Raw genomic sequence first — 14,316 nt, 5'->3', positions numbered from 1 at the left:
TCATTTACGGGACAGCCCTTCCGACGACTTGGCGATTTAGTGGGTATAAGCGGCGACATTGCTCGTATCGACGGCTTCGTGAAGCGCGGCGTTCAAGCCGCTCGCGATGACGTTCGCGATATCCTCCATGAATTTGTCGATATCCTTGGGCGTAACGAGCAGGTCGTGCCCAAGCGGGCTGAGCACCTCCTTGACCAATTGCAATCGCTCCGACTCCTCCATTTTCCCGAAGACGCCGAACAAGGGATCGGTATTGGTCGTGTGCTGTTTCATGTGCTCGAATACGAGGTCCATCGTATTGTTCACGATCGTGGAAGCATAAACGACGGTCGGAACTCCGATGCCGATGCACGGCACGCCGAGAATGTCTTTCGTCAAGCCTTTACGTTTGTTGCCGATGCCCGAGCCGGGATGGATACCGGTATCCGCGATCTGGATCGTCGTATTGACGCGCTCCAGCGACTTCGCCGCCAAAGCATCCACGGCGATGATGAGATCCGGCTTAGCCTGCGCGACGATGCCTTGGACGATATCGCTCGATTCGATGCCTGTCGTTCCCAGCACGCCTGGAGCGACGGCGCTGACCGGACGGTAACCCGGACTGACCTGATCGGGCATCAGCTCGAAGAAATGGCGAGTCACCATCGTATTCTCCACGACGATCGGTCCCAGCGCGTCCGGAGTTACGTTCCAGTTACCCAAGCCTACGATCAGCACGCTGCTCTTCGGACCTATGCCGATTCGGCTCATGAACGCCTCGAATTCTTTGGCGAACTTCGTCGCGACCTTATCCTGCAGCGTCGTATCTCCCTGGCGCAGCTCCGGCACCTCCAGCGTGACGTAATGCCCGATCATTTTGCCGACTTGTTGGGCCGCTTGATCGGTCTTGATCTCCATCCTGGAAACGGTAATTCCGTCCGCGGTTTCCGTTTCGGCCCAAACCCCGGGTATTGCCGCATCCTTCTGCCCCTGCGTCGCGTTCTCATGGGCTTCCAGCGCCAAATCCGTACGTGCCTGGTATAACGCCAATTCCTTATCCATCGGGTGAAAACAGACCCCTTTCGTTTACGGATTCTGATGGGAAATCAACTTGCATTTTGCCCCCTTGCATGATAGAATGTTACAAGTTGTGTGGAGAAATACTTCTGTTTTTGCTGGAGGTGAAAAGAATGCCAAACATCAAATCCGCCATTAAACGCACTAAAACGAACGAAGCACGTCGTCTTCGCAATGCTTCGGCTAAATCCTCCCTTCGTACCGCTGTTAAGCAAGCCGACGCAGCAGTCGTAGGAACGGACGTTAACGCTGCCAAAGCAGCTTACGGCGCGGCTCAGAAGAAACTGGACAAAGCGGCAACCAAAGGGCTCATTCACAAAAATGCAGCTGCCCGCAAAAAATCCCGTCTGGCCAAAAAACTCAACGCATTGTCCGCGCAAGCTTAAGTCTTGTGCCTGACGCATATGCGGCCGCCCCGTTTTCGGACCCGGCAGCCGAAAAAGCCATCCCAAGCAGTTTACCTGCTTGTAGGATGGCTTTTTTTGTTGCTTTTCATGAATTGAAGGCGGGAACGGCGTAATCAGCTCGCGCCTCTCGAACTCGTCTTGAGAAGGAACAGCTCGAGGCCGAGCGCCTTGTCGACCCGCCCGGTTTTCATCGCGAAGTCGAGGTCGGCCAGCTCCGATAGCAACGTCGCAAGTCGTTCTTGGCTGAATTTGCGGGCTTGCTCGCCCGTAATCTTAACCGCGTACGGATGCAATCCGATCTGCGCGGCCATCTGTTGCTGCGAATAACCTTGATTGCCGAGTTCCTTCACGTACAGCATATTGCGGAATTGACGGACTAATAGCGCCGTCAGCTTTATCGGTTCTTCCCTTTGCTTAAGCAGATCGTAATAAAGCGCGATCGCCGCTTCCGTCCGCAACGCCGCGAGCTCTTCGGTCAGCTTGAAAACGTTCTGCTCCGTCGCCATCGGCACGAGCGAGGTCACCGCGTCCAACGTCACGGAACCGCCGGTTCCCGCATGCAAACAGAGCTTGTCCGCTTCGGCGGCAAGCGCGTGCATATCGGACCCTACGCGCCGCAGCAGCTCTTCCGCGGCAGGCCGGGCCATTGTCCGGCCTTGATTCGTCGCCCGCTTCAGCAGCCATTGCAGCAGCTCTTCCGCCTGCAACGGGCTAAAGGCGATCGCCGAATCGTTCGCCTTCGCGTTCTTGACTAGTTTCTTACGCTCGTCCAGCTTCTCGTTGGGTACCATAAAGACGAGCACCGTCGTCTCGGACGGCTGCGCCATATAAGCAAGCAACCGCTCCGGTCGATGCTCGACCCGCGCCGATTCTTTGCCCGATGCGAACAAAACTTGGTCCCGAACGAGGATTAGCTTGCTCGGTACGAGGAATGGAAGCATCTCCGCTTCGTCGACGATGTCGTCCACCGGAGTTTCCGCGGTATCGAACCGCACCACGCCCATCTCCCTGTGATCGGGTTGGACAAGCTGTTCCAGCAATCGTTCGATGAATTCGTTCATCACGTAGGATTCGGTTCCGTAACAGACGTACACCGGAGAGATCTGGCCCGTCTTGATCGACCTAAATGCCTGTTTAACGTCCATGGCCGCTCCGCCTTTCGTTTCAAGTCGTTTCTTCATTGTACAACAAAAAAACAAAGAGATCACACCTTTCGCAAGGCGCGATCCCTTTGTCCTCGGACATCTATATCAACGTTCGTAGGCCGGCCCATGGTGCCGTGCGCGAACGACCGCGACGATAGTCCAATGACGATCGCCAACACTCTCCGTACACTATACGCGATTGCGCGGAAAAGGTGCGAATCTTTTTAGCGTTTGGTTTCTTTGCCCGTTGTCGTGTCGAACTCCCACTGGGACGGGGTCCCCTCCGCATCGGTGTAGGTGAAATAGAGAACGGCGCTGTCGTCGCTCCAGCTCAGCAAACCGATCTTGCCGTCCCTTTTCTGGGAAGAGTAGAACAGGCTGTTGTCTTCCTTCTTGATGACCTGGAAAGTGCCGTCTCCTTCGATCGCAACTCCCTGCCACTTACCGTCTGGAGATTCGGACAACGTAGCCGGGATAGCGGTCAAGCCATTGCTCGTAATGCCGGGTTTCGCAAGTTCGGGCGCCGGCGACGATGATGCGCTTGGCTGTTCCGCGATCGAAAATTGACTTCCGCCGGACTTAGCGTCGAGCTTTGAAGGTGCTTTATCGGCTCCGGCAAGCGCGGAGCTCGGCGTCGGGGATTCCGGGATGGACTGGCTGAGTCCCGTAACCTTTTGTTGCTCTTCGGCGGCCAAGCCGGCTTCGTCCTTCATTTTGTCGGCGGCTTCCGACTTCATCAGAGAACGGTTTGCCGCCTGCGGCGCGTTGCTATCGAGGTCTGACGCCATCGAACTTTGCTCGGAAGAAGCGTCGTTGTGGCTGTTTCCGGTTAATAACCATTTGTCAGGCTGTCCGAATAAGAGCAAGCCGGCGACGATCCCCGCAGCGACGACTCCCGAGATTTTGCCGTACAGGTGCCGCGTTGGACGTTGCGATCTTGTTACCTTAGGCGCATCTTCCTTGACCGCCGACTCCCGGGCATGATCTCCGCCGTCGGCGTCGCTAGCCGCGTGCAAACGTTCCAGCTCCGGCATGATCGCATCTACGAGACTGAACTTCGGAACGACGCGAGGCAGCTGTTCTAGCTCGCTGGAAAGCTTCTGCAACCTGACCAACATGGCGGCGCAATCCGGGCATTGACCTGTATGATCCATCATGAGCGACGTTTCTTGTTGATCCAGATCGCCGTCAATGTAACGCTGCATGAGTTCCATCACCTCTTGGCAATTCATCCCCGGACACCACCTTTCTGATAATCGTGAAGTAGAATTTGCAATTGTTGTCGGGCTCTAAATAAGTATGATTTCACGGTATTAAGCGGCAGATTCAATGAATCCGCGATTTCGTTATACGAAAAATCCTGTAAATAACGCAGCACGACGACGGTCCGATGATGCTCGGGCAGCTTGCCGATCGCTTCGCGTATCTCCTCCGCGGCGTATGCGGAAAGAACCTCGGTCTCGACGTTGTCTCCCGCCTGAAAAACCATTTCATGCTCGTCGATTGATACCGATGGCTTTTTGCGCCGAAATTTATCGATGCAAATATTCGTTACGATCCGTTGCACCCAAGTGCGAAATTGAGCCTTTTCCTCATAGGAATCGATTTTAGTGTAAATACGGATAAGCGCATCCTGGGAAGCGTCCATCGCGTCTTGCTCGTTATTCAGCAAATAATACGCGGTACGATACACTTGATTCTCAATTTCGCGGAGTAGCGTAACGAGAGCTTCTCGGTCGCCCGCTTGTGCGGCTTTGATCAGAGCCGGCTCCACCACAGAAGATCCTCCTCCCCTGCACCTTCACAGACGCATGCGTCCGATGAAAGGTTGCAATCCCTTTAAGGGAATTTCCGGTAATATGTTATCACTAACTTTTAGTCTAGCAAAAATGAGAAGAAAGTCATAATGTTTTATGTTGGAACTATGGAACCGAATGCTTAAAGCACCTGTCTAATAGGTTGGAGGTGTAAGGATGGGTATGGGTTCCGAATATTTAAAGCATATGGATTCCGTGAACGAGACGGAGCTTCGGCTGCTTATGGACCGCTACGGGGACGATGTCTGGAAATACGCCTACGTCATTACCCGCGACAGGGAGCAAGCCAGGGATATCGCGCAAGAGGTTTTCATTAAAGCGCATTACGGCATCCGTTCTTTCCGAGGTCAATCCTCGATCAAAACTTGGCTGCTCGCGATTACCCGGAATCTATCATTGAATTACGTATCATCCGGCTATTTCCGCAAAATCTTGCTGTTCGGCATCGTAAAATCGCGCCAAGCCGTTCCTTCCGCAGAGTCTGCCTATATGGGCGAGCGAACGGCCGGGGAAATCTGGGAGGTCATCCTGTGCCTGCCGAACAAGCTGCACGAAGTTCTCGTACTGGATTTGGAGCACGAGCTTCCGGTACGCGAGATCGCTCAGCTTCTCGGGCTTCCGGAAGGAACGGTGAAGTCCAGGCTTCATCGCGCCCGCAAATCGGTCGAGTCTACAATGAAAGGGTGGGAGCAATGACTGCGCAGAAACCGGAATGGTATCGGGAGGCTCAAGGCGGTCTCGGCAAAGGTACGTTTACCGAAGAAATGAAACGCGAGGTCGTTCGGGTAATCGAAAATAAGCCAGCGGACATTCGGACAAAAAGATCGGCTTGGCGGCTCGGCGGCGCCGTACTAGCGGCGATCGTTGTCGGCATGGCCATTCTGCTGCCTATGCTTACGAATACCGGCGATCAGTCTTCCCTCGCATCCCCACCCTCCTCGATCTTCGGCACGAACGATCCAGGCCCTGCGGGAAGCGATAACCCTTCAAGCACGGGGCAGGCGACGAACGACGAACGGATCCCTCTCGTCTATGAAGATCCGGCTAAATCGTTGGGGGATTATCCCGTGGAAGTCGACCGGATCGAAGGCGTCCGAATCGCCAAATCATCGGTAATCGTCAAACGAGTGATCAAAGTTGACGGACTGGGCAACTATTACGTATACGCTAAGCAAGAGGGGGATTCGCAATTGTACGCGGGTATGGGAATCGTCGCCGGCGGCCAAGAGACGTCCGACCTTTACGAGATCGGTACCGCGGGCGAACTGACCTATTTGAACGACGTCGAAATTACGAAGAGCAATCTGTTCGGTTCGTTTCACCTTCGTCTCTATGCCTCATGCGGCGCGAATTGCGTAACGAACAATTGGTTCCATTTCGAGGATTCGATGCCTGGAGTTCCGATCAGCGATTTCCGCCTGAACGCCTTCGTTCAGGAGGCGGATCTCGACGGGGACGGAAATACGGAAGCCGTCGCCGCGGTATCGTCGACGATCGGCAAAGCGATCGTCTACAAGTTGATCGACGGCAAGGTTCGATTCGTCGACATGAACTTAGCCCTCCATGCCGAGCACCCGAGCACGGTCGTCTACGACGGCGAGCGGCAAATTTTCCGCGTAATCCGGGATACGGGCGAACAGCAATACAGCTACGTTAAAGGAACGGATTCCGTAGAAATCGTAAAACAACCGATAACGGCTTCGAAATGGATAACGAATTCGGACGCATACGACGGTACTCCGGCGATTTCGTTGCCGGTCGGCGACGGGGAAACGGAAGCGCATTGGTTTCAGGCTCCGCGGGAGGATTTCGGCCTTTATTTGCCCGATGCGATTAAAAAAGTCCAGTTCGAGGACGGATATCAATTCCAAGCCGCTGACGGGCTCAGCTATATTGATCTGCGGAATCCCGATGAAACGCCTCTGCCTGTTCTGAGAAAAGAAAAAGATCTCGAAACCTATTCCGATTACCTCGGTTCCGAGTTCTGGGGCGACAATAAGACGATTCGATTCGATTACTTCGCTTACGAACCCGATAAAGAGCATGGGACGATCATCGTCATTCGTTCCCCTTCGAAGGATGCCGAGCTCCATTCCTTATTACTCGCGGTCGCAACGACCGTTCGTTATTCGCCCAACGGCTAGATTACTTGCCGCCTTCGATACTATTGGACCGGGCGGCTTATTTTCACTTCTCACGAAGCGTTCTTCGGCTCATCTCTCCGTTCGGCTTAATGCGATATTGAATCTCGCCGTTCAGGTCCGTTCGCCACACTCGGCTGCCCGTCTCGTATAACCTCTCAAGCACGCCGCCGTTCGGATGTCCGTACGAATTGCGCTCGCCTACGGAGATAACCGTCTCTATCGGAACCCAATAGTCGAGCCAAGATTGGGTCGTCGACGTTTTGCTTCCGTGGTGCCCGGCTTTCAGAACGTCGACTTGATGAATACCAGTTTGGGATCCGCGACTTACGTCCGCCAGTCTCTCCGCTACGACGGTTTCCTCTTCCCCGTCCGCTTCCAGATCGCCGGGAAGCAGGAACGTCCGTCCGTACATCGTCAACAGCATCGTTACGCTGCGTTTGTTTTGTTCGTCCCATACTTCCGGCGTGCTCCAATCTCCATCGTCCGCCATCGGATACAGCACGCGAATTGCCGTCGACTTGTCGATCTTCCAATCCAACTGCGCATGGACGGCGTAACACGGAATATGTTTAGCCGCGGCGAGACTTAGCAGAGATACCGCGACGGGCGAATCTTTGATCGTCCCGTTGAATAACAATGCGCGAACCGGTATGTTGCTCAGGATCGCTTCAGCGCCTCCGATATGGTCTGCATCCAAGTGCGTGAGCACCAACGCGTCCAGATGTCCGATCCCCCGCTTCAGAAGCAAGGGGACGATCAGCTTGCGACCGATCTCGTAGGGATCGCTGCGCACCCGCCACTCCTCTCCCGGCTTGCGGAAGCTTACCGTGCCTCCGGCGTCGACGAGAATATGTTTGCCCTGTCCTGTGCGAATAAGGATGCTGTCACCTTGACCGACGTTCAAGAACGAAACGGTTGCTTGCCGATTCAACCTTTCCGGTTGGATGCCCCAAAGCAGCCATAGAATTACCGTGCAAGCGAATGCGAGCATCCTGATAGCGGAGCCGTGCGTGCGAGCGGCAGATTTCGTCACCGTGAAGCCAACGCCGTCCACCGGCTGCGTCATATCCGAATCCCTAGCCGCGGCTTCGGATGCTCGTTTCTCCCACCACTCTCGATTTTTCGACAAGGCCGATCGTCTTTTAAATGCATATAGGCTTCTACCCATTAGGGCATAAGCCGCGAAAACCCAAAGCAACGAAGGTTGCGGCCATACCGTTCGCAAGCCGATAAATCCGTTCAGCCAATCGACGCTCGCGAACGTTAATTGATTACCCAACGTCGCCAACTTGGCCGGTACGATACCAAGAGGAAGCCAGATTCCGCCCAGCGCGATCGATGCCATCCCTAACGGCATGACGAGGCAACTGATGAACGGTACTAGAACGAAATTCGCAGGCAAAGAGAGCAGATGAACCGCATGAAAATAGTAGATCGTCACCGGAAAAGAGATGAATTGCGCGGTAAGCGCCACGGCGACAGGTCCTTTAAGCCATGTCCAGGGGATCGGCAGCGCTTCATTGACCGCTGGGACGAACAAGATAAGCCCCGCAGTTACGAGAAACGAGAGCTGAAAGCTAACGTCTTCGATGAGTAGGGGATTCCATGCGAGCATCGCTATTGCCGCGGCAAGCAACAAATGAAGGCCGTCCTTCAACTCGTTGCGCCTGGCCAGCCACAATGCGAGCATCGCCATCAAACATGCGCGAACCGCGGAAGGCGATGCGCCGGTAATCAGCATGTATAGCGGCATTGCCGCGATAGTTAGGGCAAGCGTGCGCTCGCGGGTGAATCTTAGCATCGCTCCGAACTTAAGCAGAATGTATACGATTACTCCTACGTGAAGTCCGGATATTGCCAGCACATGCGTCAACCCGATTCTGGCGAAGCCATCGTATTGGCGGGGATCAAGATCCGAACGCAGCCCGATGACCAATCCTTTCATATAACCGGCATCGCCGTACGGGTAAAGCTTGTCCATGATCGCGCCGATTCCGTCGCGCCATTGATCCATGATACGGAGAGGCCGCATCGTCCAGGGAACGGAAGAACCGGTAAACTCGACCGAGCTTAACCCCTTCGCGATCAACTGCCATTTTATGCCCATTTTGCTCAAATAGCTCCGATAGTCGAAATCGCCGAAGTTGCCCGCTTCCCCCGGCAAAGTTAACGTCCCGCTTATACGTACGCCGTCTCCCCTTCGCCATGCGGATGCAACGGTCCGATCTTCTTGCTTGCTTAGTTTGACGCGCACGAGAAAAGTGCCGGAACGATCCGCAGCCTTGAACTTGAACAGGGCAAGATCGCCATCTACTTCGACATCCGAAGAAATATTGCCGGTAAGTTCGATTGCTCCCCCATCCTCGACTTGAATGGCCATCGCCTTTTCAAGTCCCGCATCGAGCCTATGCTCGACCCATAGCCTTTCCCCGAATGCCAAGAGGATCGCGGCCGCGCATAACAAAACGATCCGGGGTCTTGCCCAGCCTAAGATGTGCATACCGGCAAGAAACAGTAGAAAAGCGAATATCACGATAAACGCTCTCGCTTCCTGCAAGAGCGACAGCAGAGCGGTGCCGGCGATCCAGCTGCATGCAATGGCTACTAAAGGCCTTTCGTTCATAGTCCCCCTCCTTGAATCAAGTTGAACCGCATAGATTCCGGATCTACAACAGAAAAAACCCCTCCAACGGGCGACTGCCCGCGGAGAGGTTCTTCCTCTCGCGATTATTAACGATGGGTAGGAGGACTAAAGCCGTCTTGAACTTCAGTATCCGCAGGAGGAGCATAATTGGCGATTTGCCTGAATATCAATCCCCGTTGCTCCATCAATCCCGCGACTTTGCCATGATCCTTCGGATAAAGGCGATAATACACGATTTCCGCAATACCGCTATTCGCCAGCATGTTCGCGCATGTCCAGCACGGCTGATCCGTCACGTAGACGACCGACCCTTCCCGGTCGACGCGATCCGTGAACAACAGAAGGTTCTGCTCGGCATGGATCGTCCGAATACACCGTTGCTTCTTGATCATTCCGCCATTCGGCTCGTCGCCGGCCGTCGGCTCGAATTCCTCGACGATCATGCAACCGGCTTCGGAACAATCCTGTACGCCCATAGGCGCACCGTTGTATGCCGTCCCCAGCAGCTTTTTCCCTTGAACGAGAACGGTGCCGACATGCCGTCGGGGGCATCTGGATCGGGTCGAAACCATAAAAGCGATATCCATAAAATACGTGTCCCAGTCCTTGCGCAGGGCCGTCATCTTCCATTACCTCCGGTCAGGCTCTTGTATGCCGATTACTGCTGGCTAGCTACCAGCGCTTGATCCAGGTCGTTCAAAATATCTTTGATGCCTTCCGTGCCGACCGAGAGACGAATCATACCCGGTTGAACGCCCGCGCCGATTTGCTCTTCCTCGCTCAGTTGCTGATGCGTCGTGCTCGCCGGGTGAATAATGAGGGACTTCGAATCGCCCACGTTCGCCAGATGCGAGAACAGCTTCACCGCGTTAATGACTTTCTTGCCGGCTTCGACGCCGCCTTTAATGCCGAAAGTCAGAATCGCGCCTTGGCCGTTCGGCAAATAACGTTGTCCGAGAGCATAAGAAGGATGGCTTTCCAAGCCCGCATAACTCACCCACTCGACGGCCGGATGGCTCTCGAGGAATTTCGCGACCGCCAAGGTATTGCTGCTATGACGCTCCATGCGAAGGTGCAATGTTTCCAATCCTTGCAGGAACATGAAGGAGTTAAATGGCGCAAGCGCCGCGCCCATGTCGCGAAGGAGCTGTACGCGCATTTTGATAATGTACGCGACCGGGCCTACCGCGTCCGCGTATACGACGCCGTGGTAGCTCGGATCCGGTTCGGTCAAACCTGGGAACTTGCCGCTTGCTTTCCAGTCGAACTTACCGCCGTCGACGACGATACCGCCGATAGACGTTCCGTGTCCGCCGATGAATTTCGTTGCCGAGTGCAAGACGATATCCGCGCCGTGATCGAGCGGTCGGCATAAGAACGGAGTCGCGAACGTGCTATCCACGATCAACGGGATTCCGTTGTCGTGCGCGATAGCGGCGACGGCGGCGATATCGAGAATATCTCCCCGCGGATTGCCGATCGTCTCCGCGAATACCGCTTTCGTCTTCGGCGTGATCGCCGCGCGGAAATTTTCGGGATTCGACGGGTCAACGAATTTGACGTTAATGCCCAGCTTGGGCAACGTAATCGCGAACAGGTTGTAGGTACCGCCGTACAAGCTCGCGGAGGATACGATTTCATCGCCGGCTCCGGCGATGTTCAAGATGGAATATGTAATGGCCGCTTGTCCGGAACCTACCGCCAATGCTGCGGCTCCGCCTTCCAACGCGGCTACGCGTTGCTCGAATACGTCCGATGTCGGGTTCATAATACGAGTATAAATGTTACCGAATTCCTTGAGCGCAAACAAATTCGCGGCATGTTCCGTGTCGCGGAAGCCGTAAGAAGTCGTTTGGTAGATCGGTACCGCGCGGGACATCGTGGTTGGATCAATCTGCTGGCCGCCGTGTACGGCAAGCGTTTCCAATGAATATTCGTTGCTCATTCAATGAACCTCCCAAATGGTAAAGAAATAGTTATCCCTCTTATTCTCTCATATTTGTAGGGATTGTCAAAGCATGCGACGGGAATTAGTTCCTTTGGACAACCTCTATGGAATCGGCTATCTTCTCGTACACTTTGCTTCCTATTCCTTTCACCTTCATCAGTTCCTTGACGTTCCGAAAACCTCCATGCTGGTCCCGGTAAGCAATTATCGCTTTGGCTTTGGCTGGGCCGATTCCCGGCAAAGTATCAAGCTGGGATTCAGTCGCGGAGTTAATGTCCATTAATCGAGACGCCGGTGCAATCTGTTGTTGCGGTTGCTGGGACTGAATTTGCTCCTGCGCCTGCTGTTGGGGTTGCTGGGATTGGGATTGCCCCTGCACCTGCTCCTGCGGTTGCTGGGGATCGGTCTGCGATTGCGAGTGTACGGGTCCTCCCGAGGCTTCCCCGGAGGGCGGTGCGATTTCGTTTGCGTTTGCGGTTGCGTTTACCGATGCGCGTGCAATATTATCCGTAAGTTGTCCGGATTTCCCGGCCGAAGGCTCGGGAGATAGACTTGCGATGGCAGTCGTCAACGCTTCGTTAACCGGCGTCCAACCCGGGATTGATGTTTTAGTACCTTGAATAATAAAAGCAAAGGCTAGCAGCGTCGCCGCGACCGCGAGCATGCTAAATGCGACGATTTGATTGATGGATCGTTTCGTACCTCTCGGCATCTTCGAGTCATCCTCTCTAATGAATAGTTTACCTAAAGAAAAAGCGTCATGACGCCCAAGCACTCTTTCATACAATGGGATGTATAGTTCGCATTGGGAGGGACAACGTGATGAAAATCGGTTTCATTGGTGCCGGAAGCATGGGAAGCTTATTAGTGGGAGCGTTCGTACGCGCCGGAGCCATGCAACCTGACGACATATGCGTCAGTACTCGAACCTCCGGTAAAGCAGTTCGACTTGCCGACGAATATCCCGGGATGCGCGTAGCCTCTTCGAACAATGAAGCGGCTTCCGGCGCGGATTATTTATTTTTATGCATTAAACCGATGGACTTCCGCGGGGTGCTGGACGAGATCTCATCCACGTTAACGCCGGAGCAGATCGTCATCTCTATCACGAGTCCCGTGAAAATTTCTTCTTTGGAGGAACTGCTTCCCTGTAAAATAGCCAAGATCATCCCCAGCGTCGTGAATGCCGTAGGAAGCGGGGCGTCTTTGTTCATGTGGGGCACCCGGTTAACGGAAGCGGATCGCGTCGCTTTGTGGGATCTATTCACTGCGATCAGCCGACCGATCGTCGTCCCGGAGGAGGAAGTCCGCGTCGCCTCGGACATATCGAGCTGCGGACCTGCATTCCTCGCCAACTTACTGGAACAGTTCATCGATGCGGCCGTCATGTCGACCGGAATGGAAAGGGAAACCGCGACAGCGCTCGCTTGCGAGATGATGCTAGGAACCTCGCGTCTCCTGCTCGAATTGCCCTGCACGCCCGCCGAGCTTCAGAGTAAAGTGTCCGTCCCCGGCGGCATCACCGCGGCGGCGCTCGAAGTATTAAGCCAGTCTACGCGGGGCGTCTTCCTTCAAGTACTGGGCACGACTCACGAGAAGTTCGCCGAAGACTTGGACCGCGTCGACTCCTCCCTGTTTCCAAGGTAACTACCTTAGGTTGCAATAATAGGCGTTCCACTCCGGCGGCTTTGGCCGCCTTGTTTGAATTGTATTCGCTTCTCACTCATTTAGTTTGACTAACTCCAACTACTGCGCTCCCTAGCTATTCTCGGCACAAATTTAGTTTGACTAACTCCAGCTACAGCGCCCCAAGTTACTCCCAGCACGCGTTTAGTTTGACTAACTCCATCTACCGCGCTCCAAGTTACTCCCGGCACTAATTTAGTTTGACTAACTCCAACTACTGCGCTCCCAAGTTACTCCCGGCACTCATTTAATTTGACCAACTCCAACTACAGCTTCCCAAGCTACTCCCCCCACACATTTAGATTGACTAATTCCAACTACAGCGCCCCAAGCTACTCCCGGCACTCATTTAGTTTGACTAACTCCATCTACAGCGCCCCAAGTTACTCCCAGCACTTATTTAGTTTGACCAACTCCAACTACAGTGCTACCAAGCTACTCCCGGCACTCATTTAGTTTGACTAACTCCAACTACAACGCTCCTACAACCGTGGAACGATCCCCCTCCTTCCAGCGCCCTGCTCTTTCGCTGTAGCTACCTTCGACCTAGCAAGTATTCCTTTGCAAGGGGTAACAGCTCATATTTATGAACTCGTTGGGTTGAGGTGCCTACGGCTTTCATAAGGTTCTTCTCGATGAGACGGGTTATCACGTTATAGGCTCGTCTGTAATCACACTTCAGACAATACTTCACGTCCTCTAGGCGAATAGCGCGCTTCAGATGAAAACCATACCTGATCACCTCGCGTTCATATACCGTCAATTCTTCCATGAACCTACTTCCGGAAACACTCGAATACTTTCCGATAATTTCGTAAAACACCCGCCTACACATATCGGGCTGCTTATCCAGTTGATCCCTGCTGAACGGCATATAGAGGACCTGTGACAGCCCCATTGATCTTATTCGCGTCTTCTCGAAATCGAAGCGGTCTCTCGTGATCTTCTCGGCATGAACGACGAAGCCGTCGCATTCGAAGGCGATTTCTAGAGGCTCATAATAAACATCGATATAGATCTTCACGCCGTTGGAACCCACCATCTCTTGTTCCAAAATAACTCCATCGTAGGACTGCAGAGCCGGCCATACGACGACTTCGAGCAGCTTTCTCGTACCTTCCAAATTTCTATTCAACATCTCGAGCCTCTGCCCGCTCGCGGAGTCGCGCTGGATCGCGAGGAATCTTTCGAACGTTTCATCGAATAAACCTGAACCCGCCGTCGTTCCCATTCCCATTCCCATTCCCATTCCCTCCCGTTCAAATATCAAACAAGAAAAAAAAAAAAAACGCCACCTATCCCGCAAAGGGGACAAGCGGCGTGTGCTTCACGCTGCAATTACCTATTCAATTCGTTCGCCATTTCATAACAGGGCCTAATTGGGAGAAGTGAGAGTTCGCCACGATGTTGACTAATTTGCCTTTGAACACATTGGTCGCCAACTCGCTAGCCCTGCTTAGTTCGCCTCG

13 protein-coding genes are annotated in these 14,316 nt (G+C 53.9%); 4 read left to right on the top strand and 9 right to left on the bottom strand.

Annotated features, from left to right (window positions below; all coding sequences use genetic code 11):
• Nucleotides 1-36: 36 nt before the first annotated feature.
• Complete coding sequence (gene gpr, locus D7Z26_RS08185; protein ID WP_120975706.1) at nucleotides 37-1,041, bottom strand: GPR endopeptidase; 1,005 nt, start codon at nucleotides 1,039-1,041, stop codon at nucleotides 37-39.
• A gap of 128 nt (nucleotides 1,042-1,169) precedes the next feature.
• On the opposite strand from gpr, the gene rpsT reads away from it, so the two are divergent.
• Nucleotides 1,170-1,442, top strand: coding sequence for a 30S ribosomal protein S20 (gene rpsT, locus D7Z26_RS08180; protein ID WP_120975704.1), 273 nt, complete (start codon nucleotides 1,170-1,172; stop codon nucleotides 1,440-1,442).
• Nucleotides 1,443-1,576: 134 nt separating this feature from the next.
• Here the strand turns inward: rpsT and holA are convergent, their stop codons facing one another.
• From holA to D7Z26_RS08165, 3 genes are all read right to left on the bottom strand, one after another.
• Nucleotides 1,577-2,608: a DNA polymerase III subunit delta gene (gene holA, locus D7Z26_RS08175; RefSeq protein ID WP_120975702.1), complete on the bottom strand. Its 1,032-nt coding sequence runs from the start codon at nucleotides 2,606-2,608 to the stop codon at nucleotides 1,577-1,579.
• Nucleotides 2,609-2,832: 224 nt separating this feature from the next.
• Complete coding sequence (locus D7Z26_RS08170; RefSeq protein WP_120975700.1) at nucleotides 2,833-3,840, bottom strand: anti-sigma factor family protein; 1,008 nt, start codon at nucleotides 3,838-3,840, stop codon at nucleotides 2,833-2,835.
• Nucleotides 3,837-4,385, bottom strand: a complete 549-nt coding sequence (locus tag D7Z26_RS08165) for an RNA polymerase sigma factor (protein WP_120975698.1) — start codon at nucleotides 4,383-4,385, stop codon at nucleotides 3,837-3,839. The genes D7Z26_RS08170 and D7Z26_RS08165 overlap by 4 nt, the downstream gene beginning before the upstream one ends.
• Before the next feature lie 196 nt (nucleotides 4,386-4,581).
• Between D7Z26_RS08165 and D7Z26_RS08160 the strand changes: the two genes are divergently transcribed.
• Nucleotides 4,582-5,121 carry an RNA polymerase sigma factor gene (locus D7Z26_RS08160; protein WP_233566718.1) on the top strand — a complete coding sequence of 180 codons (540 nt, stop codon included), beginning with the start codon at nucleotides 4,582-4,584 and terminating at the stop codon, nucleotides 5,119-5,121.
• Nucleotides 5,118-6,569 carry a hypothetical protein gene (locus D7Z26_RS08155; protein WP_120975696.1) on the top strand — a complete coding sequence of 484 codons (1,452 nt, stop codon included), beginning with the start codon at nucleotides 5,118-5,120 and terminating at the stop codon, nucleotides 6,567-6,569. The genes D7Z26_RS08160 and D7Z26_RS08155 overlap by 4 nt, the downstream gene beginning before the upstream one ends.
• 43 nt (nucleotides 6,570-6,612) lie before the next feature.
• Here D7Z26_RS08155 and D7Z26_RS08150 read toward each other — a convergent pair whose 3' ends face one another.
• From D7Z26_RS08150 to D7Z26_RS27445, 4 genes are all read right to left on the bottom strand, one after another.
• Nucleotides 6,613-9,192 (bottom strand): DNA internalization-related competence protein ComEC/Rec2, encoded by a 2,580-nt coding sequence (locus D7Z26_RS08150; RefSeq protein ID WP_120975695.1) that lies wholly within the window; start codon nucleotides 9,190-9,192, stop codon nucleotides 6,613-6,615.
• Nucleotides 9,193-9,299: 107 nt separating this feature from the next.
• Nucleotides 9,300-9,836, bottom strand: a complete 537-nt coding sequence (locus D7Z26_RS08145) for a deoxycytidylate deaminase (RefSeq protein ID WP_120975692.1) — start codon at nucleotides 9,834-9,836, stop codon at nucleotides 9,300-9,302.
• 35 nt (nucleotides 9,837-9,871) lie between these two features.
• Complete coding sequence (locus D7Z26_RS08140) at nucleotides 9,872-11,158, bottom strand: homocysteine synthase (RefSeq protein ID WP_120975690.1); 1,287 nt, start codon at nucleotides 11,156-11,158, stop codon at nucleotides 9,872-9,874.
• Nucleotides 11,159-11,243: 85 nt separating this feature from the next.
• Nucleotides 11,244-11,873: a ComEA family DNA-binding protein gene (locus D7Z26_RS27445; RefSeq protein ID WP_199731680.1), complete on the bottom strand. Its 630-nt coding sequence runs from the start codon at nucleotides 11,871-11,873 to the stop codon at nucleotides 11,244-11,246.
• 110 nt (nucleotides 11,874-11,983) lie between these two features.
• On the opposite strand from D7Z26_RS27445, the gene comER reads away from it, so the two are divergent.
• Nucleotides 11,984-12,808 (top strand): late competence protein ComER, encoded by an 825-nt coding sequence (gene comER, locus D7Z26_RS08130; RefSeq protein WP_120975688.1) that lies wholly within the window; start codon nucleotides 11,984-11,986, stop codon nucleotides 12,806-12,808.
• Between the two features lie 574 nt (nucleotides 12,809-13,382).
• Here the strand turns inward: comER and D7Z26_RS08125 are convergent.
• The gene (locus tag D7Z26_RS08125; RefSeq protein ID WP_120975686.1) at nucleotides 13,383-14,090 is read right to left on the bottom strand and encodes a hypothetical protein; all 708 of its coding nucleotides are present in this window, start codon (nucleotides 14,088-14,090) and stop codon (nucleotides 13,383-13,385) included.
• Between the last annotated feature and the right edge of the window lie 226 nt (nucleotides 14,091-14,316).

The sequence above is a fragment of the Cohnella endophytica genome (assembly GCF_003628305.1).
Lineage (GTDB): Bacteria > Bacillota > Bacilli > Paenibacillales > Paenibacillaceae > Cohnella > Cohnella endophytica.
This window is presented reverse-complemented; position numbering and strand designations above follow the sequence as displayed.

Excerpts from the sequence above, each read along its gene's own strand:
- gpr (WP_120975706.1), bottom strand. The coding sequence starts at position 1,041 with ATGGATAAGGAATTGGCGTTATACCAGGCACGTACGGATTTGGCGCTG.
- rpsT (WP_120975704.1), top strand. The coding sequence starts at position 1,170 with ATGCCAAACATCAAATCCGCCATTAAACGCACTAAAACGAACGAAGCA.
- holA (WP_120975702.1), bottom strand. The coding sequence starts at position 2,608 with ATGGACGTTAAACAGGCATTTAGGTCGATCAAGACGGGCCAGATCTCT.
- D7Z26_RS08170 (WP_120975700.1), bottom strand. The coding sequence starts at position 3,840 with ATGAATTGCCAAGAGGTGATGGAACTCATGCAGCGTTACATTGACGGC.
- D7Z26_RS08160 (WP_233566718.1), top strand. The coding sequence starts at position 4,582 with ATGGGTATGGGTTCCGAATATTTAAAGCATATGGATTCCGTGAACGAG.
- D7Z26_RS08155 (WP_120975696.1), top strand. The coding sequence starts at position 5,118 with ATGACTGCGCAGAAACCGGAATGGTATCGGGAGGCTCAAGGCGGTCTC.
- D7Z26_RS08150 (WP_120975695.1), bottom strand. The coding sequence starts at position 9,192 with ATGAACGAAAGGCCTTTAGTAGCCATTGCATGCAGCTGGATCGCCGGC.
- D7Z26_RS08145 (WP_120975692.1), bottom strand. The coding sequence starts at position 9,836 with ATGACGGCCCTGCGCAAGGACTGGGACACGTATTTTATGGATATCGCT.
- D7Z26_RS08140 (WP_120975690.1), bottom strand. The coding sequence starts at position 11,158 with ATGAGCAACGAATATTCATTGGAAACGCTTGCCGTACACGGCGGCCAG.
- D7Z26_RS27445 (WP_199731680.1), bottom strand. The coding sequence starts at position 11,873 with ATGCCGAGAGGTACGAAACGATCCATCAATCAAATCGTCGCATTTAGC.
- comER (WP_120975688.1), top strand. The coding sequence starts at position 11,984 with ATGAAAATCGGTTTCATTGGTGCCGGAAGCATGGGAAGCTTATTAGTG.
- D7Z26_RS08125 (WP_120975686.1), bottom strand. The coding sequence starts at position 14,090 with ATGGGAATGGGAATGGGAACGACGGCGGGTTCAGGTTTATTCGATGAA.